The sequence below is a fragment of the Leucobacter sp. Ag1 genome (genome assembly GCF_000980875.1).
Classification (GTDB): domain Bacteria; phylum Actinomycetota; class Actinomycetes; order Actinomycetales; family Microbacteriaceae; genus Leucobacter; species Leucobacter iarius.
In genome coordinates, this window is the sequence record NZ_LAYO01000060.1 from 1 (window position 1) to 22377 (window position 22377).

Consider the following 22377-nt stretch of genomic DNA (forward strand, 5'->3'; position numbering starts at 1 on the left):
CGTTCCCGCACGCGCGCCGGTCGCGAGGGCACCGCCACGACGAGCGGGGGTTCCGGAGCCGTCGCGATCGCCGCGCCGAGCACCGGTCCGAGCCGGGCGCCGAGCGGCTTCGCGAGTCCGACCCGGCCCGCGTGCTTGTAGGCGACGAGCCCGGCGCGCAGGGCACCGTCGTAGCGCCCGGCGGCGCGCAGCTCGAGCGCCGGTCGCTCCGGGCGCGGGAGTCGACGCACGAGCGGTCGCGGAGCAGCGCCGGCCTGTCCGCGGATCTCGGCGAGGCAGGGCGCGCAGCACACCCGGTCGGGTGCGCCGCAGGCGACGCAGCTGCCCGGCCAGAGCAGTGCGAGCAGGTCGTGGCGGAGCGCGTCCCACCGTGCGCGGGCGGAGTCTTCGGAGGTCATGCCTCCAGAGTCGCGTGCGGATGACGCCCTCGCCCGGCTCCGCACAGCGCACGACCGGGATCCGGCCGGAACACGCGTCCGCGCACGCGGTGGAGGACGATCCCGCGGTCCGGCGTCAACCGACCTTCGCGAGCACCTGCACATCCTCGAACTGCGGCTGCCAGCCGATCCCCTGGCCGGCGAAGAGACGCCCGTCCGCGTTGAGCACGCGCAGGAACGCCTTGCTGCCGCCGCCGCTCAACCGGGTCGCACCCGCGACCGATCCGGACTCGGCGGAGAACTGCCTCGGCGCACCGATGGTCACCTTCCCGGCCTCGCCGACCCGCGTGAGCACGGCGAAGTGCTGGGCGTCGCTCCAGTCCAGGTCGAGGGGCGCACCGGTGGTCCACATCTGCTCGGGCCCCTGCGCGGTGATCGCGCTGGGCCGTCCGTGCGCGTCGCGCACGATCCCGCTGACCCGCACCGTGCTGCCATCGCCGTCGGCGAGCAGCATCGCGAGCCGCACCCCGTCGGGCGAGACGCGGATCCCGACCGGACGCAGCCCCGCGGCCCAGGGCACGGCGAGGGTGATCGGGTCCTCGCCCGGTTTGACCGCGATGATCGACCCGCCGACCCCCTTCGCGCTGCTCCAGACGTAGCCGAAACGGTCGATCGACGGGTCGAGCGGCTGCGAGCCGGACGTCGGGATCTCGATCTCCTGGGCGCCGTCCGTCCAGGTGAGCGTCCCGCCGGACCGCACCACCGCCGAGCTGCGGTCGACCGCGACGGTGACCCCGTCGGGACGCATCTCGACGATGCGCGACCCGAGCTTCGGCAGCGCCTCCACCTTGCCCGCCAGCAGGCTGCCGAAGGTTCCGTGGGACAGCACGAGCGTGTTGCGCGGATCAGCGGTCGGGGTGCCCCCGTCGCTCCAGCCCACGGCGGAGCTCTCGATCAGCGAGCCGTTGATCGAGAGATCGAAGCGGTTCACCCCCTGCACCGACTGCAGGCTCGCCGCGAGCTGGCGGAGGATGAGCTGGCGGGCGCCGTGATCCGCGGAGGCGGCCTGACCCGTCAGGTCGATCTTCGCGGTGCCGTCGAGCACGGTGACCGAGTTCGAGACGAGGCCGGTGCCCTCCGGGAAGGCCGTGCGGATCGCCCCGCGCAGCTCCTCCGACGGACCGGCGAGCAGCGCGTTCACGACCTGGGTCGCCATGCCCGGACCGTTCAGGAACCACCGGGTCTCGGTGATGAGCCGGTCGTCGGGCGAGAGGAACGAGATATCGCGCGGCGCCCACACCGTCCGGAACACGTTGCGGTCGAGGATCACGCCCGCCGGAGCGGAGGCGATGCGCCACTGCCCGTCGACCTTGGCGAGCTCGAAGCGCACGTCGCTCGTGGCGCCCGGTCGCGCCGGCGTGAGCACGCCGAGCTCGTCGACGGTCGCGATGCCCGGCAACGAGAGCACCGCGACGTTGTCCTCCTCGGACCTGTAGGGCCGGGCGCCCTCGTAGACGAACACCCCCGTGGAGGGATCCCACTGGCTGGAGTACTCGGGCGTGAGGAACTCGCGCGCCACCCGGTAGTCGTCCTGGCTCGACGAGGCGGCGTTGACGAAGCCGATCACGACGTCCTTCTGGCTCGCGCCCTTCGCCGGTCCCGGCGGGGAGTAGGAGACCAGCTGATCGCCCTTCGTCAGGTCCGAGAGCCCGACGTTGACGGGCCCCGACTGGGGGATCGCGTTGCAGGCCGCGAGCAGCAGCGCGCTCGCGGCGATCGCCGCGACTCCGACCATGCGCCCGATGCTCCGGATCCGCCCCGTCATCGCCCCTCCTTCTTCACGCGCCGCTTCGGCCGACGCAGCCAGCCCCCGGTGGCCTGGGGGTCGCCCGCGTCGGGCACGACGTCGTCGGGCACGAGCGGGATTGGCGACACGAAACTCGCCGTCCCCTCGCGTCGCGGCAGGGTGAGCCGGAAGTTCGAGCCCTCGCCCGGCCGCGACCACGCCTCCAGCAGTCCGCCGTGCACCGCGGCGTCCTCCCGAGCGATCGCCAGCCCGCGGCCGGTTCCGCCGAGGGTGCGCTTGCGCGAGGGGTCCGCCCGCCAGAAGCGGTCGAACGCGTGCGCCACATCCTCGGTGTTCATGCCGATGCCCCAGTCGCGCACCGAGATCGCGACGGCGGCCGCGTTCGAGTCGATCGTGACCACGATCGCCTTCCGCTCGCCGTGCTCGATCGCATTGCCCACGAGGTTCGACACGATCCGTCGGATGCGCCGCGGGTCGACCTCGATCGGGCTGTAGCCGCCGATCGCGCGGACCTCGATGAGCCCGTGCGAGAGGGACTGCAGGCCGTCGACGACCTCGCGGGTGAGCGACACGAGATTGGTCGGCTCGGTCTCGATGGTGATGCGGCCGGCGTCGTAGCGCGAGATCTCGAGCAGGTCGCCGAGCAGTTGTTCGAAGCGCTCCACCTGGTTGCCCAGTACCTCGAGCGCGCGCTGCTGCGACCCCGTGAGCTCGGGGCCGTCGGGCACCGCGGTCGGCGCCTGCAGCACCTCGCTGGCGAGCCGGATCGTGGTGAGCGGGGTACGGAGCTCGTGCGAGACGTCCGAGACGAAGCGCTGCTGCATCTCGGACACCTGGTCGAGCTCGTCGATGCGGGCCTGCAGCGTGTCGGCCATGTCGTTGAAGTTCGCCGATAGCTCGTCGAAGTGCTCGTCGTTCTGCAGCGGCATGCGCGCTCGGCTCTCGCCCGCGGCGAGGCGTCGGCTCACGTCGGCGGCGGCGCGGATCGGCCGGAACACGATGCGGGCGATAATCCAGACGAGCGCACCGATGAGCAGCATCAGGATCAGCGCGGTCAGGACGAGCGTCCGCTGGATGAACCCGAGCGTGCGCTGCGTATCGGCGAGGCTGTACCCGATGAAGAGGTCGTAGGTGCCCGTTCCCGACGGGAAGGTCAGCGTCGACGCGACCACGATGCCGGGTACCGGCTCCCCGCTCGCCGAGTGCAGGGTGACCGCCTGCCAGTACTGGGGCTGGTTGCGCGACATCACCGCGTCGGAGAGCTCCGCGGTGATCGCGTTGACGAGGTCGGGCGAGGTGTTGCTGTCGAGCGGGGCGTCCGCCAGGGGGGTCTGGTGCGGCTGCCGCCGGACGTAGATCATCTGGCTCGAGGTGGTGTCGCCCACCGTGGCGCGCACCGAGTTGGCCAGCGATGAGAGCGCGCTGCGGTCGGCGGCGTCGGATCCGTCGAGCTGGCTCTGCGCGGCGAGCGTCGCCCGCGCGGCGTCCTGCAGCACCTGATCGCGTCGCGACGAATAGAGGTCGTCGCCGATGCTCGCGAGGATGTAGGTGCCCGAGATCAGGATCATGACGCCCGTGATGAGACCCGTGTAGGTCATGGTGCGCAGGCGGAGCGACCGGCGCCAGCGGGCGCGGAACGGCCCGAGCACCGGCTGGCTCGCCCGGATCCAGCGGATGCGCGCGCGTCGCAGCCGCCGCCCGAGCGCTGTGCGTCCTCCCGCCATGTCGACCCGCTAGGCGTCGGATATGCCGGCGCGGTACCCCACGCCGCGCACGGTGGTCACGATCGCGGGGCGATCGGGATCCTGCTCGATCTTGGCGCGCAGACGCTGCACGTGCACGTTGACCAGGCGCGTGTCCGCCTTGTACTGGTAGCCCCACACCTTCTCGAGCAGCACCTCGCGGGTGAACACCTGCTGGGGCTTGCGCGCCAGGATGACGAGGAGGTCGAACTCGAGCGGGGTCAGCGGGATCACGGTCTCGCCGCGACGCACCTCGTGCGCGGCGACGTCGATGTCGAGGTCGCCGATGCGCAGTCGCTCGTTCGCCTCCTGCTGCGGTTCGCGCAGGCGGGCGCGGATGCGGGCGATCAGCTCCGCCGGGTTGAACGGCTTCACGACGTAGTCGTCGGCCCCGGCCTCCAGACCGCGCACCACGTCGGTCGTGTCGGTGCGGGCCGTGAGCATGATGATGGGGACGCCGGACTCCGCACGGATGCGCGCGCAGACCTCGATGCCGTCGATGCCGGGCAGCATGACGTCGAGGAGCACGAGGTCCGGTCGCGAGACGCGGAAGGCCTCGAGGGCCTCGGATCCGTCGGCGGAGTGGTCGGTGAGGAAGCCCTCTCCTTCGAGCACCATGCCGAGCATCTCAGCCAGCGACCTGTCGTCGTCAACCACCAGAATCCGCGCGCTCATGCACCCATTATGTCTGGTCGGCGATGCGGTTTCGCCGATATGTCCCGAGGAATCCGTGTCCGTGTCCGGAAACCGGGTCCACCGGGCCCCGACCCGCGGTCGGCCCGCTCAGAAATGGTCGAAGCGGCCGGGCAGCAGATCCCACGGATCCTGCCCCAGGTACTCGCACACCGCGAGGTAGACGCAGCGCCCGACGAACAGCGCGCGGTGCTCCTCGTCCTCGATGTGCAGGCCCCGCGCGCGCTGGATCGGCATGCGGAACAGCACGATGGACCGGGCCCGCCGATCGATCGCATAGAACTGGGGATGCTCGCTCTCGCCCTGGCCGCTCGGAGCGGTGGCGTAGGCGAAGCGCACACCGCGGAGCTCCTCGGGGAACGCGGCCTGCAGCACTTCGAGGGCGGCCCGCGCGTCGATCTCGAACCGGACGACCCGGGCATCGGGATCGGGCAGCGAGGGGCCGGTCAGGGAGGACCGGATGGGGCGGCGGCCGTGGCGATGCCTGCCGGCAGCGGAGCCCCGCACCGGGACCGGCTGGGAAGGCCGCTCCCGGCCGGATCGTGAGCGCCCGAACATGCCGCCAGTCTAGGCCACCGTTCGGAGCCCCGGCGCCTACGCTGGAGGCGATGAGTAGCGCAGCTCCCCGCGAAGAGACCCCCGACTCGAACGCCGACGACGGCAGCCCGTCGCGCGCGCCCGGCCCCGGCGACCGGCTCTGCGCCCGCGTCGCCTGCGGAGCGCCCGCGGTCGCGACGCTGACGGCGGACTACGGCGGCAGCGTGATGGCCGTGGGCCCGCTCAGCCCCGAGCGCACCCCGCCTGCACTCGATCTCTGCCCGAAGCACCGGGACCGCCTCACCCCGCCCGCGGGCTGGACGCTCGTGCGCCACGACCCCGGACGCGAGCCGCAGGAGTTCAGTCGGTGAAGACCGTGATCGTGCGCGCCCGCACCTCGGCGGGCATGATCGGGTAGCCCGCGATCCCCGAGCCCTTCACCACGCGGACCCCGGCGGATACCGGCTGATCGCTGACCAGCTGCGCGTTCTTCGGCGCCCGTGCGATCACCGAGGCTCCGGCGGGGACCGATACCGTCGAGGTCTGCTTGCCGTCGCCCTGGTCGAGCGTCACCGTGGCCGTCGAATCGCCGTCGTTCGCGATGACGAGCTGCCCGTCGGCGACGATCGGGACCGCGACCGGGGTTCCGGCAGCGATCTCGGGGGCGGGCGCGAACCAGCCGCCGTCCGAGAATCCGCCCGCCGATGCGGTGCCGAGCACCCCGCCGACCACCGGAACGTCCGAGGTGACGACCACCGCGGTCGCGTCCGCCGGCCACTTGGCGACCTTCAGCTGCCCGAGCGCGCCGGCCTTCAGCTTGACCGTCCCGAGCTCGACCGCTCCGCCCTTGGGGCGAAGCGCGCGGACGGTCGCGGTCCCGCCGTCGCGCCCGGGGGCGAGGACGCGCACGACCATGCCGGAGGAGTCCCCCGCGCTGCCGCCGTCGCCGTCGCCGTGCATGTCCTCGCCCGAGATGTTCGTCGGCCCGGGGATCACGAGCCGGGTGCTCGGCGCGAGCTGCCGGGTCTCGATATCGGCGACCTTGGGCGAGAGCTGCTCGGTCTGGGAGAGCCCGAGCGCCGCGGTGACCGAGGCGCCGGTGCTCTCCACCCGGACCGCGAGGCCGTCCCGGCCGGGCGCGAAGCCGTTGAGGGCCACCGTGCGCTCGGCGCCGGCGGGCACCAGCACGCCCACCGTCTGCGACGAGGCGACCTCGCCCGCGGTGTCGAACAGGCTGAACTTGACGGTGGCGGGAACCGTGTTCGGGTTGCCGACGGTGACCGTCGAACTCGAACCGAGCGCCGTCGACCCGCCGACGAGCCACTGCTCGTTGGCCGGTTCGACGCACGCGGTCGCGGTGAGGCCGCGCAGCGTGGCGGTGTCGAGCGTCTGGGTCTGGGCCGCTCCCAGCGGGTTCGTGCCCGAGGCGCGCAGCACCATCGGCGCCGTGCCGCCGGGCACGTCGCGCTTGAGCTCGGACTTCTCGTCCGTCGAGCCGACCTGCGTCACGGCCGCGGTGCCGGTCGGGACCGCGGCGTCGGGGGTCTGCGGATTCGCGCCGAGCTCGGCGAACGATCCCGCGCACACGATCGAGCGCACGGCGTCCGCCTGCGTGCTCGCGGTGACCGAGAGCGGAGCGTTCCGCACGGTCGGGAGCGACGCGGAGGTGACGAGCACGGTACCCGCTGCCGCCGCGCCGAGCACGATCAGGCCGGTCGCCGCGCGGAGTCCGCCGCGCAGGGCGCGCTGGGCGTTGTTCATCGCTTCTGCTCCTCGGGTCCGTCTTCGTGTTCCGCGGCCGGATCCGCGTCGACCGCCGCAGCGGGCGCGGGATCAGGATCGGCCGAGGGCTCGGCCTCCGGATCAGGAGTCGGCTCGGCCGCGGGGGCCGATTCCGCTGCGGCTCCCGGCTCGGCCGTGGGCTCCGGTTCCGGCGCGGAAGCCGGTTCCGGCTGCGCCGGCGGCTGGACCTCGGACGGCACCTCGGCAGCGCGATCCGGAACCGCCGCGGGCTCCGGAGCGCTCGCCTCGGACGTCGCTGCGAGGTTCGGCCCGGTCGCAGGATCGTCCCCGCGGCGGCGCTTGGGCTTCTTGCGGCGCTCGGGGCGATCGACCACCTCACCGGTCGGCAGGGCGAGCAGCAGCATCGCGAGCAGCACGATCGCCTGCGCCCACCAGATGGTGGTCGCGCTCAGCGAGGTGCCGGTGAGCTTGCCGTCGGAGTGCGAACCGCCGCCGTCCGAGGCGGCCTGCCCCTCGACCCGCCAGAGCAGTCCGTGCGCCGTCTGCCCCGCGCTCGAGAGCGTGGTCTGCTGGTCGAACGCCGACTGAAGCAGCCCGCGCTCGCCGTCGTCGCCGCCCGCGGCGAGCAGCACGAAGCCGATGCGCTCCTTCGCGAAATCGCCGCGCAGGTCGGGGCCGCCCGTACTGGCGAGCCCGCCGACGAGGCGACCGACGACGCGGTCCTCAGCGGTCAGGCTCGGAGCGCGCTCCGAGGTGCGGATCTGGTCGAGCCGCACACCGGTTCCGGTGACGAGCTCGGCCCGGACCTCCTGGGGCCCGGTCGCGGTGAGCACGAGCGTGCGGATCTCGGGGTCGGCGGCTCCCGCGGCCTGCACGATGGCCGGCATCTGCGCATCGGCCGAACGGAGTCCGGTCTGGTCGGTCACGAGGCGGACGGCGAGCGGAGCGACCGCCAGCAACGCGGCGACGAGCGCGACGGCGACGAGCGGGCCGGCAACGCGACGCAGCACGCTGCAGCCCACCGCGGCGAGCCCCAGTACCGAGAGCCAGTAGAGGGCGATCCCGGATCCGGTCCAGAGCGCCACGCTCTCGGGCCCCTCGATCAGCAGCTGCAGCTGCGCCGCACCGATCGCGGTGACGAAGCCCAGGCCCCCGGCCAGTGCGAGCAGCAGCGTGACCGCGATGCGTCCGGTCAGGAGTCCCAGCACGGCGAGCAGCGCGATCGGGGCGAGCAGCACGCCGACGAGCAGGGTCGCCGGTGCCCCGCCGAGCCCCATCGCGTCGAAGATGCCCGACCAGCCCTCGAGGCCGAAGGCCGGGAATCCGAGCATGAGGTGCCAGGTATTGCCCGGCTGATAGGCCGGGGTGATCCCGGGATCGAGCAGCAGGTCGATCGGGCGACCGGCCGCGAAGGCCGCGATCGTCTTCGGCGCGAAGAGCACGAGCGGCGCGATCGCGGTCGAGAGGACCCGGGCGATCCCGCGCAGCGAGGTGCAGAGTCCGACGATCAGCAGCAGTACCGCCGCGGGGATGAGCACGGGCGCGCAGGCGAGCACCACCGCCGCCAGGAGCGAGGCGGTCCCGGCCCAACTCCACGACTCGCGGCAGCGGGAGGCCGCGAGCAGCAGCCAGGGCAGCGCCACCGCGAGGATCAGGGTCGGCAGACGGCCCGAGGAGAGCGATCCGAGCAGCACGGGGCTGAGCGCCCAGCCGAGGCCGAGGAGGACGCGTCCCGCGCGGGACTCGGTGAGCTGCGCACCCCAGATCCAGCCGCCCAGCGCCGAGAGCGGGATCGCGGCGATGAACACGAGCACGACGATGTGCGAGGGGTTCCAGAAGGTCAGGCTGCCGAGCACGGCGAGCACCCACGCGAAGGGATCGGCCGGCACGCCGTCGTGCATGAAGGTGTTCTGCCAGAGCTCGCCGACGGGGCTGAGCGGGGCGAGCGCACCGCCGACCAGGCTGGTGCGGCTGAGCGCCCACCAGCAGAGCGCGACGGCCGCGACCATCGAGACGACGAGCACGGTCAGCCCGCCGCTCGAGACGAAGTGCAGCTCGCGGCGCTGGCGCCCCTGGGAAGCGAGGATCGCCTCGCGGTCGATCATGCGAGCGGTGCGCACCGCCTTCGGGTCGACGCGGAGCGGCCGCACCGCGGCCCAGCCCGCGCTGCTCGCCGCACGGATCCTGCGCCGCGAGGCCAGGATCGCGCCCGGGCGGAAGAAGACGGTGAAGGCCGCGGCGAACTCGCCGAGCATCTGACCGGGCTGCTCTCGGATCAGCGCCCAGAACACGCGGGCGACACCGAGCAGCGGGAGCCCGAGCCACATGACGAAGGCGAGGAATCCGGGCGCGTAGGCGATCCGCCGGTGCAGGTGCGCGGTGCGCGCCTGCCGGTGCGCCGTGCGCATGACGGAACGGCGGCGGTCGATCCGGGGACCCGCGACACCGCTCTGGGCGAATCGGATCCGGGACTCGGGCGACACCACGACGCGGTACCCCGCGAGGCGGGCGCGCACGCTGAAGTCGAGTCCGTCGTCGAAGACGGGCAGCGCCGGGTCGAAACCGCCGAGCTCGGCCCACGCGTCGCGTCGCGCCAGCATGCCGACGGGCCCGACGCCCAGCACGTCCTGCAGGTGGTCGTACTGCTGCTGATCGAGTTCCTGCCGCCGGAGCATCCAGCGGGACCCGCTGCGGGTGAGGCTCTGCCCGAGCTCGATGATGCGTTCGGGGTGATCCCAGTCGACGAGCTTGGGGCCCGCGATGGCGACCGAGGGTGCGCGCTGCACCGTCGAGAGCACCCGCTCGAGCGCGGCCGGCTCGGGGGCGGAGTCCTCGCTGAGCAGCCAGAACCATTCGTCGTCGCCCGCGGGCTCCGGCAGCGTGTCGATCGCGCGCTGCACGGCCTGGCCGAAGGACAGCTGGCCGGTGGTGGTCACGACCCGCTCGGGCCCGGCGGAGGCGAGCTGGCCGGCGACGCGCTCGGACCCTCCGTTGCTGACCGCGATGACGCGGTCGGGTCGGCGCGTCTGCGCGGCGAGCCCCGCAATGGTCTGGTCAAGCCATTCGCCGCCCTGCCGGGCGACCAGGATGGCGGTCACTCTGGTGCGCATATCGGAATCAGCCTAGGCGGGCTCGGGGCCCGCGACGATCCGCCATGCCGGTGAGCGGCGAGCTCACAGGGAGGAGCGACCGGATCCGGCGTCGAGCGCGGGAGCTAGATGGCTTCGCGGCGGAGGCGGCGACGCTCGCGCTCGGAGAGCCCGCCCCAGATGCCGAAGCGCTCGTCGTTGGCGAGCGCGTAGTCGAGGCACTCGGAACGGACTTCGCAGCTCTCGCAGATGCGCTTGGCCTCGCGGGTCGATCCGCCCTTCTCGGGGAAGAACGCTTCGGGGTCGGTCTGGGCGCAGAGCGCATCCGCCTGCCAGGCGAGGGTTTCGTCCTCGGAGGGGCGGACGCCGGGAACCCCGAGGAATACGGGGTCGACGAACCAGTTGCCCGGAACCGAGGTGGGGGAGGTATCAGACATCTGCACTTCTCTCCCTTCCCGAAAACCGTCGCGTCAACCGACGCCTCGAATCATTACACCGGTGTAATTCGATGAAGTCAAGCCGAAGAGTCTAAACCCTCAAGTGTTACTTGAGGGTCTGCGACACGCTCGCGCCGCGTCCCGCCCAGCCGCGCCCGACCGTCGCCAGGAACACCTCACCGGTCCCCGTCAGCTCGATCGGGTCGCCCGCCGAGACGTACAGGGACTGCCCCCTGCGCAGGTTCGCCACTTCCGCGAGATCCGCCTCCGGGCGCTCCACACGGGCCCGCCCCTCGGTCGCGATCAGCACGAGCGGGAACGGTGCCTCGATCACGGCGCGATCCGTCGCGTCCCCGACGGGCAGCCCCGGCTCCTCGGGTTCGCGCAGCCGCACCCGCATCAGCCGGAAGTCCGGAATGTCGGGCTCCCACGACCGCACGCCCGGAGCCGGGCTCCCCGCGACGCAGCGCGGCTCGTCCAGCTCGCCGAGATCGACGATGCGGGTGAGCTCCGCGATGTCGATGTGCTTCTGCGTGAGACCCGCACGCAGCACGTTGTCGGACGCTGCCATGACCTCGACCGCGATCCCGCTCAGGTAGGCGTGCAGCTGGCCGGCACCGAGGTAGATCGCCTCGCCCGGGGCGAGGCGCACCAGGTGGAGCAGCATCGAGACCAGCACGCCCGGATCGCCGGCGTGCGCGGCGACGAGGCCGCGCAGCGCGGCGAGCCGATGAGCATCGATCCCCTCGATCGATGCGGAGCCGTCGCGCACGACGTCGGCGAGCGCCTGTCCGGCTGAGTCCACCTCGGGCGCTCCGCTGAATACCCAGGCGAAGAACTCGGCACGGCGACGGGCGCTCGCGGCGACGGGATCCCCCTCGCCGAGCGCCGTGCACTGCTCGGCGAGTCCGGCGAGCGCCCGGCCCGCGGCGGTGCCGGATCCCCCGGCCGCGGCGGCGAGCGCGCGGAAGTCGTCGCGGGCGTCGGCGAGCGGGCGGAACCCGCTGAGCGCGCTCACCTCGCCCAGCGCGACGAGCAGCTCGGGCTTGTGCCCGGGGTCGCCGTAGTTGCGCTCGCGGGCGTCCAGCGGGATCCCGGCGGCCTCCTCGGCGGCGTACCCGGCGGCGGCTTGCGTCGCGTCGGGGTGCACCTGCAGGGAGAGCGGCGCGCCGATGGCGAGCACTTTGAGCAGGAACGGGAGACGGTCGCCGTCGACGCCGTAGCGCTCGGGATCGCTCGCGATCAGATCGATGAGCGTGTGCGCGACGGGAGTCGCCTTGGCGACGGATGCCGGGCTGCCCGGGTGCGCACCGAGCCAGAGCTCGGCCTGCGGCTCACCCGTGGGCAGGGTTCCCAGCAGTTCCGGCAGCGCGTCCCGGGAGCCCCACGCGTAGTTGCGCGGGGTGTTCCGGATGAAGATCAGCACGTGCGTCGCCTCCGACGAATAGGGTCCTGGCAGCGGGCATGGCTTACCATACCGTCTGTGGCAGAGACGAAGACCAGGCTCGGGGTGAGCGCTCACGCGATCGCCGTCTTCCTCTTCACCTTCGGCGGGAACGCGGTGCGGAACCTCGTCGGAATCCCCGCGTACTTCGCGATCGCCGGGGTGATCGTGGCGGTCAGCGTCGTGCTGTTCGTCCGGCTGCGCCCGGCGGACTTCCGCTGGTACCGCCTGCCCGCTCCGCTCTACTGGTTCCTGGGCGTCGCGCTGCTCTCGGTCGCGTGGTCGCAGTACACCGCCTGGTCGGCGATCGGCGCCGCCGTGCAGTTCGCGACCACCGCCGTCGCGGTGGTTCTGGCCTTCGTCCTCAGCTGGCACGAGCTGCTGCGCACCCTCGCATCGGCGTTCCGCTGGCTGATCGGGCTCTCGATCCTGTTCGAGCTGTGGGTGTCGGTCTTCGTGCGGCACCCGGTGGTGCCCTGGTGGATCGAGCCCGGCCCCGACGGCAAGTTCTCGAAGCTCACCTGGTGGAGCCGCGACCTGCTGTTCTCGGGCGGCCCGATCCAGGGGCTGCTCGGCAGCTCGGTGCTGTTCGGGTTCCTCGCGCTGCTCGCGCTCATCGCCTTCGGGATCCAGCTCCGCGCGGGCCTCGTGCGTCCCGTCGCCGGCTGGTTCTGGGTCGTTCTCGCGTTCCTCTGCATCGTGCTCACCCGGAGTGCGACAGTGTGGGTCGCCTTCATCGCGGTCGCCGCCGCGCTCGCATTCGCCCTCTGGGCCCGCCGCCGCGGACCCGAGGGCCGCATGCCCGTCTACCTCACGGGCCTCGCTCTCGCCCTCGCCGGGGTGCTCTCGGTCGTGTTCGCCCGCGACACGGTCTTCGGCCTGTTCGGCAAGAGCTCGGATCTCACGGGGCGCATCGAGATCTGGCAGAAGGTCATCGAGCACGGATCGCAGCATCCCTGGATCGGGTGGGGCTGGGTCAGCTACTGGCCCACGTGGATCGAGCCGTTCGCGAGCCTCGACACGAAGGTCGGTCTGCCCGTGCCGAGCGCGCACAACGCCTGGCTCGACGTCTGGTTCCAGCTCGGCCTGCTCGGCGTGCTCGTGTTCGCGCCGCTCGTCGTGCTCACCCTGCTCCGCACCTGGTTCCGCGCCGTCGATCAGCCGCGCCGCGGGCCCGGTGCCGCGCTCCCCTACGCGACCAGCGCGCTCTGGCCCTTCCTGATGATGGTCGCCCTGCTCGTGCAGTCCCTCACCGAGAGCCGGATCCTCGTCGAGAACGGCTGGCTGCTGCTCGTGATCCTCGCGGTCAAGTCCCGCGTCGACTTCCGACTGCCGTCACCCGATACCGAGCCCGCGATGCTGCCCTGGCGGCGCATCCCGATCCCTCGGGAAGCCCCGGGTGCCGCCGCGGTGCGACCGGATCGGGCCTCGCGATGATGCCCGTGCAGGAGCGCCTGCCGGCGCTCCGGGAGGACGCGCGGATCGAACGGGACGCGCTGCTCGAGCAGCGCGGTCGCATGGGCGAGGATCCCGCCGAATCGATCGAGACGCTGCCCAGCGTCGACGTGCTCGTGGTCCGCGCCGTGCGCGACGAGCTCCTCGAGGAGCAGGGGCGCCTCGCCGAGTTCGCGCTGGCGCGCCTCGCCTCGCGCGGCTCCGGCCCGGACGCCGTCATCCACCGACGCAATGCCGACCGCGTCGAGTTCGAGCTCATGCGCGAGGTCGCCCGTCTCTGCCCGGAGCTCACGCTCGCGGTCTGGGAGTGCACCGCGGGTCTCGAGCTCGATCGCCGGCCCGCCGGAGCCTGAGCCCGGCCGCGGCGGACGTGAATTGCGCCGTCGGCGCAGGCGGACTTGAATGGTCCGGATGTCCACTTCGATCGTTTCCGCGCGCACGGCCCGCAGGCGCGACCGCGCACGGTCGCGCACGAGCACCCCGGTGCGCACCGATATCCAGGCGCTCCGCGCGATCGCTGTCGGGCTGGTCCTGCTCAACCACCTCTGGCCGTGGCACGTCCCGGGCGGTTACATCGGCGTCGACATCTTCTTCGTCATCTCCGGCTTCCTCATCACCTCGCACCTGCTGCGGGAGCACGATCGACGGGGCACGATCTCACTGCCGCGCTTCTACGCGAGGCGCGCAAAGCGCCTCCTCCCCGCGGCGCTGCTCGTCGCGCTCGCCTCCCTCGCCGCAGCGATCCTCTGGGTGCCGGCCGAGCGCTGGGAGCGCATCGCGCGCGAGGTGTTCGCGGCGAGCGCCTACTTCGAGAACTGGGTGCTGACGCTCACCTCGGTCGACTACTCGGCACAGAGCGAGGCCGCGACCCCCGTTCAGCACTACTGGTCGTTGTCGGTGGAGGAGCAGTTCTACCTGGTCTGGCCGGCGCTCATCCTGCTCGTCGGCTGGCTCGCCGAGCGGCGGGCGCGCGGCGCGGTGCGCCCGGCGCTGATCGCGCTGACCGTCGGGCTGGGTCTCGTCTCGTTCGCATTCTGCCTGTGGCTGACGGGCGCGGACAGCGCGGTCGCCTACTTCCACACCTTCGTCCGCGGCTGGGAGTTCCTCGCCGGCGGGGCGCTCGCCTTCGCGGGTGCCCGGATCGAGCGCCTGCTCGCGCGCCCCGGAGGCAGCGCAGTGCGCGGCGTCGCCCAGTGGATCGGGCTCCTCGCGCTCGCCTTCGCCGCGCTCCGGTTCACGGCGGAGACGCCGTTCCCGGGAGCCTGGGCCCTCGTGCCGGTCGGAGCGACCGCGCTGCTGATCGCGACGGGGTCCGAGGCGCCCGCGTGGTCGCCCCTGCGGTGGCTGTCCTGGCGCCCCGTGCAGTACGTCGGCGACATCTCATACTCGCTGTACCTCTGGCACTGGCCGCTGATCGTGATCCTGCCCTTCGCCCTGCATCGCGAGCTCGGCACGACCGCCCGCATCGGGGTAATCGCGATCAGCCTCGTACTCGCGGCCGCGACGAAGCACCTCGTCGAGGATCCGGGCCGGTCCCGCCTGTTCGCATCGGCGCGTCCGCGGGTGCCGCTGCTCGCCGCGCTCGCCTCGGCGCTCCTGATCGGGGCCGCAGCGCTGGGCGTCACCGCGTCCGCGTCCGCGCTGCAGCAGCGCGCGGCCGATCGGGAACGAGCATTCGCGGCCTCGGAGTGCTTCGGGGCGGGGGCGCTCGCACCGGACGCCCGGCAGCGCTGCGGCGATCCGTTCGGTCCGGCGAAGGTGCCGCCGGGCGGCGACCGCAACACCCCCTGGTTCAGCCCGCAGGAGTGCGTGCTGGCACCGCCCGATCGGCAGATCCTCGCGGACGGCAAGCCGAGCCTCGTGGAGTGCGATTTCAGCGGTTCCGCCGGCTCGCGTCCCGCGGAACCGAAATCGGAATCGAAGTCGACCTCGGGCGAAGTCTGGCTCGTCGGAGATTCCCACGCGGAGCATTGGAAGGGCGCCGTATACGATCTCGCACGCGGGAACGACTGGCGGGTCCGCACGACGATGCACGGCGGCTGCCCGCTCGTCGATGCCCCGCTGGCGACGTTCAAGGGTGCGCCCGCGAAGAAGACCGCCTCCTGCGCGGCTTGGAACACCGAGGTCGGGGATCGCCTGCGCGCGGCCCCGCCGTCGCTCCTGATCGTCTCGCTCTGGGGCGCTGCCGAGGTCGTGGACGACGGGACGGGACGCCCCCAGACCGAGCAGTACGCCGACGGCGTCCGTTCCCTCTTCGACGATCTGGCTCGGTCGGGCACCGAGATCGCGGTGATCCGCGACATCCCGAACGATGGCGCCCGACTCGGCATCGACTGCGTCACGGCGAACGGGAACCGCCCGGAGGGCTGCACTGCTCCGATGCGCGAGGCGCTGAAACCGGATCCGTTGGCCGAGGCCGCGGCGGGCCTCGGGCTCCCAAACACCCGGGTGGTCGACCTCACACCCCGCTTCTGCGCCCCGAGCGGGCGCGAGGGCGGTACCCCCGGTCCGATCTGCAGCGGCGTGATCGGCGGGGTTCCCGTGTTCTACGACCGTGATCACCTGTCCCGGAGCTACGCAAAATCTCTCGCCGAACCGCTCGGCCGGGAGCTCGGACGCGCGCTGGGTCGTCCGCTGCTCCCGCCGAAACCCGAACAGTAATCTCGGCAGGGTACGATGCCGTATCGTCGCGGCCCGTCCGCGCCGATGGACGAACCCGAAAGGTCGCGTACTCCGCCGATGCCCACCACCCTGCAGCACATCGTCTTCCCCGAGAACCGGGATCCCGACGTCCTCCCGCTCTACACGGACCCGGAGACCTGGTCCTCGATCAACGGGGAACCGGTGCGGTTGAGCTCGGTCGCGCACATCGACGACGTGCTGTCGCGCGACAGCGCACGCGTCCGCAGCGGCCAGCGCGTGTCCTACGGCACCTACTTCAACGCGTTCCCCGCCGCCTACTGGCAGCGGTGGACCGTGGTCGACTCCGTCGCGCTCACGCTGCGCGTGCGGGGCGCCGGCACCGCGATCGTCTACCGCACCAATGCGGGCGGCGCTCAGCAGCGGGTCGACTCCCGCGAGTTCGCCAGCGCCGAGAGCACCGGGGCCGGCTCCGACCTCGAGCTGCGTTTCGAGCTGCCGCTCAACAACTTCGGCGACGGCGGCTGGTACTGGTTCGATCTGATCGCCGGAGAATCCGACGTGACGCTCGTCGGCGGCGACTGGAGCACCGACGCGGAGCCCACGTCGACCGGCCGCCTGAGCCTCGGCATGACCACGTACAACAAACCCGACTACTGCGTCGCGACGCTCGAGAACATCGCGGGCAACCCGGCGCTCGTCGACGTGATCGACCGCATCTTCCTCGTCGACCAGGGCACGCGCAAGGTGCGCGACGAGGCCGGCTTCGACGCGGTCGCCGCCCGCCTCGGCGAGACGCTGAACGTGATCGAACAGGGCAACCTCGGCGGGTCGGGCGGGTTCTCGCGCGCCATGGCCGAGACGCTCGATCGCCCCGATTCCGACTTCCTGCTGCTGCTCGACGACGACGTGGAGTTCGAGACCGAGAGCGCGCTGCGCGCCCTGCAGTTCGGGCGCTTCAGCCGGGAACCCACCATCGTCGGCGGGCACATGTTCGACCTGCTCGACAAGCCCGTGCTGCACGCCTGGGCCGAGGTCGTGCGCCCGGGCCCCTTCATGTGGGGGCCGTCGTTCCCGGAGCAGAGCCGGCACGACTTCCGCGCGAGCAACCTGCGGCAGACCCCGTGGATGCACGCGCGCCTCGACTCGGACTACAACGGCTGGTGGATGTGCTTGATCCCGAAGCGGGTGATCGCCGAGGTCGGGCTGTCGCTCCCCGTGTTCATCAAGTGGGACGACGCCGAATACGGTCTGCGCGCCCGCGAGCACGGCTTCCGCACCGTCTCGCTGCCCGGTGTGGCGCTCTGGCACGTGTCGTGGCTCGACAAGGACGACACGCAGGACTGGCAGGCGTTCTTCCACACCCGGAACCGCATCATCGCCGGCCTGCTGCACTCGCGCGAACCGCACGGCGGCCTCATACTCCAGAACAGCGGCCGGCAGGACCTCAAGAAGCTGCTCAACATGCAGTACTACGCTGTGCAGCTCGCGGTCGACGCGCTGCGCTCGGTGCTCGACGGGCCGAACGGCCTGCACGCCGACATCGGCAAGGCGATGCCGCGCGCCCGCAGCATCGCGGCGGAATTCCCCGAGACCCGCGTCTACCGCTCGGGCGATCCCGAGACGCCCGTCGCGCGCGGCGGGCGCGCACTGCCGCAGCTCGGCGAGAGCGGATCCCCCACGGGCATCCGTCTGGCGCTCTTCACGCTGAAGGCCACGCCGAAGCACTGGCTCCGGAACGGCGACGAGCGCAACGCGCCCGAGCCGGAGCTCGAGTACGCGAAGCGCGACGCGAACTGGTGGCGCGTGCCCGGGCACCACAGCGTCGTCGTCGGCACCGCCGACGGCGCCGGTAAGGCCTGGTACCGGCACGATCGAGCCAAGTTCCGCCGGCTGCTCAAGGAGAGCCGTGCGCTCACCCGGGAGATCTCGCGCAACTGGGATCGGCTCGCGGCCGAGTACCGTGCCGCGCTGCCCGAGCTCGTCTCGGTCGAGGAGTGGCGCAAGACCTTCGAGGGGCGCTAGGAGCCCCTCTGGCTGTCGACGGGTGTCTAGCGCGAGTCGTTGAACCGCACCCAGTAGGACTGCAGCCGGTGGAAGAGCGTCTGTTCGGAGAAGCGGCTGAACGGGTAGACGTCGGCGTGGAGCCAACCGTAGAAGCGGTTGTGGGCGCCGATTCGCTCGCCGTGGGGCCCGAGCGTCGACGCCGCGCCTCGGCTCGCCGCTGAGACCTCACGGGTCAGGGATCGCCTGGGATCGAGCGTGCAGGTCGCGCCCATCTGCGGCCCGCTGCCGAAATCGACCGACCAGAGGGTCTCGTGCACGGCGATGTGATCCGGGTGCGGGTAGTCGAAGCAGGGATAGAACCCGCCCTCATGGGCGTAGGCCCCCACGATCCCCTCGACCGGCAACTGGGCCGCGAGACCCCAGTCTCCGCGGTTCTCCAGCAGCTGCCGGATCGCCAGCGAGACCCGCTGTTGGTCGAGGTCCCCGTCTCCCAGGTTGAAGAAGACCAGCGCGCCCCGCTCACCGCGGTCGTGGAATACAAGGACCCGACGGAGCCGCTCGTCGCAGTTCGACCGCGCCGCGGGCCCGTCGGCGTCGGTTCGGCACAGCTCGACCCCTCCGGTGTCGAGGACGAAGGTCTCGGGTTCCCCGAAGTCACCGGGAAGCGTCGGATCGGTCTCGCTCATGGTCTCGTAGAACCGGACTGCGGACTCGACTCGAGCGGCTTCGCAGCTCTCGGTCCAGCGGCCCGCGGGCGTCGGCTCCGGAGCCGCCTCGCCGAGATCCTCCTGGATCGCCGTCGAGTAGAGGGCGGGGTCGCAGAACCCGCTCTGCTCGCCCAGCGTCATCGTCGCGAAGATCTTGTAGTCCAGGCGTCGCGACTCGGCCTGCGCCCAGAACTGGAACTCGTCGTCCGCGTGCGGAGCGATGTAGAGGACCGCTCCTGCCCGCTCCTGCGCCTGGGCTGCGGATAACGCCGACATCGCGGTGGTCGCCGTCGTGATCGAGCAGATCGCTACGGCCCACGCGAAGATGCGGCGGAGGCGGACGGCGCCGCACTCGCCCCTCCGAGGTGAGGTCCTCACATTTCCCCTCATGCCCGCAGATAGATCTTCCGTCGGTGCAGAAGCATCGCGAGGAGCACCCACCCGCCGAGCAGGGCACCGGTCCACAGGGTCTGCGCGAAGAGCGGCGACGGCAAGTGCATCACGAACCGTTGAGCGATCGACAGCCCGCCCGAACCGAACGGCTGATCGAGCACCCGGGTGAGCACGTGCGAACCGAAGTAGACGAGCAACGAGTTGCGCCCCATGGAGATGAGCGGGAACGACGCGCGCCGCTCGACAGGCGTCTGCGGCTTCCGATCGTTGAGCAGGTACCCCGCGATGAGGAGGAGGATCGCGATCGCCGCGATGCCGAGCGCGAAGGGGGCGGTCCACATCCGTTTCATCACCGGGAGCTGCACGCCGAAGGGCAGCGCGTACACGTAGACGAGGAACCAGGCGAGAAGGACGAAGAACGCGCCGTGGAGCACCATCGGCCGGATGTCGTGCCAGACCGGAGCGACCTCCGCCTCCGCCGATCTCCGTGCCGCGATCGCGCGCATCAGGTGCCCGACGGTGGCGCCGGCGCTCGCCGAGACCATGGCACCCAGGAGCACGACGAGTCCTTCCGGGTCGTGCCCGAGGGCACCCTGCGCGTAGACGTGGGACGCACCGAAGACGGTGGTATCGATCGGCCCGCTGGGATTGCACTCCCGGGTGAGGATCCCGAATCGGCACTCGGAGCCGGAGATGAGGAGCAGCGTCGAGTGCGCGACCGCGAAGACGACCGTGAGGACGGCCCAGCCGCGTGCGTTCCGGGTGACCAGGTGCAGCAGCGCGATCCCTGGCACGATCAGCGCGTAGAGCTGGAGGACCCCCGTGAAGCGCCAGGTCGCCGGGTCGATGCTCCAGCTCATCACCGCGTTGTAGGCGAGACCGAGCACGGCGAGGACGACCACGCGCCGCAGGAGCGGGAGGAACCTGACGCCGCGGCTCATCGCGAAGGCGAGTCCGCACCCCGACAGCGTGACGAACAGCGGGAAGACGAGATCGATGGGGTGCACGCCGTCCCAGGGCGAGTGGTCGAACCAGGCCGGCATGAACAGGAGGCTGTTGACGGTGACGCTGAGCACCAGCATGCAGCCCCGGGCCCAGTCGAGTGCCGCGAAGCGATTCCGCGTTCCCGGGTTCGGCACGGAGGCTTCCGCGCATCGGGCGGGATTCACTACCGGCATCTCCTTCATCGCCGAACAGGTACAAATTCGGCGTTTCGGTAAACGGTAGCATGTTAGCGCAAGAACATGTCTCCCTTTGAAAATGCCTCACCCCTCCTCGCCGACCGATCACGAGGAGGGGCGTCCGTCACCTCCGAATTGCGTGGTCCCGCTCACGCCCCGGCGGTGTGCTCCACGAGCGGGAGCACACGGCTCGAGAAGTGCGTGCGCAGCGCGATCGACGACGCGGTGCGCGCGACGCCGGGCACGAGCGCGATCCGATCGAGCACGCTCTGCAGCTGATCCGCGTCGTGCGCGACCACGCGCAGCTGCATGTCGGCGATGCCGGTGACCGTGTGCATGTCGACGATCTCGGGGATCGCGCGGGCGAGCGCCGTCGCGACCTTGTCGTGCCCGACCTTCTGATCGATCTCGACCTGGCAGAACGCCGTCAGCGCGTACCCCAGACCGCGCGGATCGATCCGCGGGACGATCCCCTCGATCACGCCGTGCTCGTGCAGCCGGGCCAACCGGCTGATCACGGTGCCCCGGGCCACGCCGAGCCGCCGCGCGCATTCCAGCACGGGCAGCTGCGGCGAGTCGGTGAGCAGCCGGATCAGGGCCGCGTCGAGCTCGTCGATCCGCATCGTCACTCCTTCGTCGTCGGCGTCCCCGGTTCGGCCCCGGTCCCGCCCGCCTCGCGCCGGACCACACCGGGCCGGGACAGGCCTCGGGTGAGCCGCGCGACGAGCAGCAGGGCCAGGGTGAGGCCGAGCGTCAGCAGCAGCTGCGTCCGCGCCCCCTCGTTGAACATCGCGAGCACGATGATACCGGCGAGCAGCACGAGCGCGGCCCCCGAGAGCCAGGGGAAGCCCCACATCCGCATCGGCAGCGCCTCGCCCGCGGCGTCGGCCCGACGGCGCAGGATCAGCTGCGCCAGCGCGGTCGCCGCCCACATCACGAGCAGCGTGGATCCGACCACGTTGAGCAGTGCGGGCAGCACCTGCTCCGGCCAGATCCAGTTGAGGATCACGGTGACGAAGCCGAAGGCGACCGACGCGAGCACCGCGAACCGCGGCACCCCGCGCTCGCTCGTGCGCATGAGGACGAACGGAGCGAGCCCGCGCTCGCTGAGCGAGAAGATCATGCGCGACGCGCCGTAGATGTTCGCGTTCATCGCCGACAGCAGGGCGACGATCACGATGAGATCCATCACGAGGCCCACACCCGGGATCCGGAGGGTGTCGAGCACGGCCGAGAAGGGCCCCGCGAGCACGGCGGCGTCGTTCCAGGGCAGCACCGCGACGATCACGAAGATCGATCCCACGTAGAACACCAGGATCCGGACCATGACCTCGCGCACGATCCGGCGGATGTTGCGGGCCGGGTTGTCGGACTCGGCCGCGGCGATCGCGACGACCTCGGTGCCGCCGAAGGCGAAGACGACGATGAGCAGCGCGCCCGCGATACCGGTGATCCCGGTGGGCGCGAATCCGCCGTGGTCGACGAGGTTGCCCACGCCCGCGGCCGGGGTGCCGGGGATCAGCCCGACGATGGCGAGCACACCGACGACGAGGAACGCGATGATCGCGGCCACCTTGATCGTCGCGAACCAGAACTCGAATCGCCCGTAGTTGCGCACCCCGAGCAGGTTGACCGCGGTCAGCGCGACCACGAACACCAGCACCCAGACCCAGTCGGGCAGTCCGGGGAAGCGGTGCGCGACGATGCCCGCGGCACCCGTCGCCTCGGCCGCGATCACGACGACGAGCTGGATCCAGTACAGCCAGCCGACGGCGCTGCCGACGCTGCGTCCCATCGCCTTCTGCGCGTAGGAGCTGAACGCGCCGGAGCTCGGGTTGGCCGCGACCATCTCGGCGAGCATCGCCATGACGAGCACGACGAGAGTGCCGGCGACGAGGTAGGAGACGATGACGGCGGGGCCGGCGATGCCGATCGCCTGCCCGGAGCCGACGAACAGGCCGGCTCCGATGGCGCCGCCGAGGCCCATCATCGAGATCTGCCGGCGGGTGAGCCCGGGCTGCAGGCCCTTCGTCGTGGTCGTGATGGTGGGCACCTCGGTCATGCGAGCACCCCCTCGGCGGCGACGCGACCCGCGGCCCGGCCGCCGGCCGCGGCGGCGAGCGCG

The 22377-nt window shown here is 71.7% G+C and carries 18 protein-coding genes; 5 read left to right on the forward strand and 13 right to left on the reverse strand.

What is annotated here, in order from left to right; translation table 11 throughout:
* The 5 genes from XM48_RS01805 to XM48_RS01825 form a co-directional block, all read right to left on the reverse strand.
* The coding region (locus XM48_RS01805; RefSeq protein ID WP_046454083.1) for a ComF family protein at positions 1 to 398 on the reverse strand (398 nt) is incomplete at its 3' end.
* Between the two features lie 115 nt (positions 399 to 513).
* Positions 514 to 2202 carry an LpqB family beta-propeller domain-containing protein gene (locus tag XM48_RS01810; RefSeq protein WP_046454070.1) on the reverse strand — a complete coding sequence of 563 codons (1689 nt, stop codon included), beginning with the start codon at positions 2200 to 2202 and terminating at the stop codon, positions 514 to 516.
* Positions 2199 to 3908, reverse strand: a complete 1710-nt coding sequence (gene mtrB, locus XM48_RS01815) for an MtrAB system histidine kinase MtrB (RefSeq protein ID WP_052961226.1) — start codon at positions 3906 to 3908, stop codon at positions 2199 to 2201. The genes XM48_RS01810 and mtrB overlap by 4 nt, the downstream gene beginning before the upstream one ends.
* A 9-nt stretch (positions 3909 to 3917) precedes the next feature.
* Entirely contained in the window at positions 3918 to 4601 is a 684-nt protein-coding gene (gene mtrA, locus XM48_RS01820; RefSeq protein WP_046454071.1) for an MtrAB system response regulator MtrA, read from the reverse strand.
* 108 nt (positions 4602 to 4709) lie between these two features.
* Positions 4710 to 5177: a hypothetical protein gene (locus tag XM48_RS01825; RefSeq protein WP_046454072.1), complete on the reverse strand. Its 468-nt coding sequence runs from the start codon at positions 5175 to 5177 to the stop codon at positions 4710 to 4712.
* A 50-nt stretch (positions 5178 to 5227) separates the two neighbouring features.
* On the opposite strand from XM48_RS01825, the gene XM48_RS01830 reads away from it, so the two are divergent.
* Positions 5228 to 5527: a DUF3499 family protein gene (locus XM48_RS01830; protein WP_046454073.1), complete on the forward strand. Its 300-nt coding sequence runs from the start codon at positions 5228 to 5230 to the stop codon at positions 5525 to 5527.
* Here XM48_RS01830 and XM48_RS01835 read toward each other — a convergent pair.
* From XM48_RS01835 to manA, 4 genes are all read right to left on the reverse strand, one after another.
* Positions 5517 to 6917, reverse strand: a complete 1401-nt coding sequence (locus XM48_RS01835) for a DUF5719 family protein (RefSeq protein WP_046454074.1) — start codon at positions 6915 to 6917, stop codon at positions 5517 to 5519. The genes XM48_RS01830 and XM48_RS01835 overlap by 11 nt on opposite strands.
* Positions 6914 to 9997, reverse strand: coding sequence for a glycosyltransferase (locus tag XM48_RS01840; RefSeq protein ID WP_231580767.1), 3084 nt, complete (start codon positions 9995 to 9997; stop codon positions 6914 to 6916). Before XM48_RS01840 ends, XM48_RS01835 begins: the two co-directional genes overlap by 4 nt.
* A gap of 116 nt (positions 9998 to 10113) precedes the next feature.
* Complete coding sequence (locus XM48_RS01845; protein ID WP_046454075.1) at positions 10114 to 10425, reverse strand: WhiB family transcriptional regulator; 312 nt, start codon at positions 10423 to 10425, stop codon at positions 10114 to 10116.
* Between the two features lie 106 nt (positions 10426 to 10531).
* A complete protein-coding gene (gene manA, locus XM48_RS01850) occupies positions 10532 to 11851 on the reverse strand; it encodes a mannose-6-phosphate isomerase, class I (RefSeq protein ID WP_052961227.1) in 1320 nt (439 codons plus the stop codon).
* 57 nt (positions 11852 to 11908) lie between these two features.
* Here manA and XM48_RS01855 point away from each other — a divergent pair, with 57 nt between their 5' ends.
* From XM48_RS01855 to XM48_RS01870, 4 genes are all read left to right on the forward strand, one after another.
* Positions 11909 to 13306: an O-antigen ligase gene (locus XM48_RS01855; protein WP_046454076.1), complete on the forward strand. Its 1398-nt coding sequence runs from the start codon at positions 11909 to 11911 to the stop codon at positions 13304 to 13306.
* The gene (locus tag XM48_RS01860; protein ID WP_046454077.1) at positions 13303 to 13677 is read left to right on the forward strand and encodes a hypothetical protein; all 375 of its coding nucleotides are present in this window, start codon (positions 13303 to 13305) and stop codon (positions 13675 to 13677) included. Before XM48_RS01855 ends, XM48_RS01860 begins: the two co-directional genes overlap by 4 nt.
* Positions 13678 to 13735: 58 nt before the next feature.
* Positions 13736 to 15985: an acyltransferase family protein gene (locus tag XM48_RS01865; protein WP_046454078.1), complete on the forward strand. Its 2250-nt coding sequence runs from the start codon at positions 13736 to 13738 to the stop codon at positions 15983 to 15985.
* A gap of 78 nt (positions 15986 to 16063) precedes the next feature.
* Positions 16064 to 17989 (forward strand): glycosyltransferase, encoded by a 1926-nt coding sequence (locus XM48_RS01870; protein ID WP_052961228.1) that lies wholly within the window; start codon positions 16064 to 16066, stop codon positions 17987 to 17989.
* 26 nt (positions 17990 to 18015) lie between these two features.
* Here XM48_RS01870 and XM48_RS01875 read toward each other — a convergent pair whose 3' ends face one another.
* From XM48_RS01875 to XM48_RS01890, 4 genes are all read right to left on the reverse strand, one after another.
* Positions 18016 to 19056, reverse strand: a complete 1041-nt coding sequence (locus XM48_RS01875; RefSeq protein ID WP_046454080.1) for a hypothetical protein — start codon at positions 19054 to 19056, stop codon at positions 18016 to 18018.
* 8 nt (positions 19057 to 19064) lie between these two features.
* Positions 19065 to 20240: a heparan-alpha-glucosaminide N-acetyltransferase domain-containing protein gene (locus tag XM48_RS01880; RefSeq protein WP_052961229.1), complete on the reverse strand. Its 1176-nt coding sequence runs from the start codon at positions 20238 to 20240 to the stop codon at positions 19065 to 19067.
* Positions 20241 to 20401: 161 nt separating this feature from the next.
* Entirely contained in the window at positions 20402 to 20875 is a 474-nt protein-coding gene (locus XM48_RS01885) for an Lrp/AsnC family transcriptional regulator (protein ID WP_046454081.1), read from the reverse strand.
* Between the two features lie 2 nt (positions 20876 to 20877).
* Positions 20878 to 22314, reverse strand: coding sequence for an amino acid permease (locus tag XM48_RS01890; protein ID WP_046454082.1), 1437 nt, complete (start codon positions 22312 to 22314; stop codon positions 20878 to 20880).
* Positions 22315 to 22377: the final 63 nt, after the last annotated feature.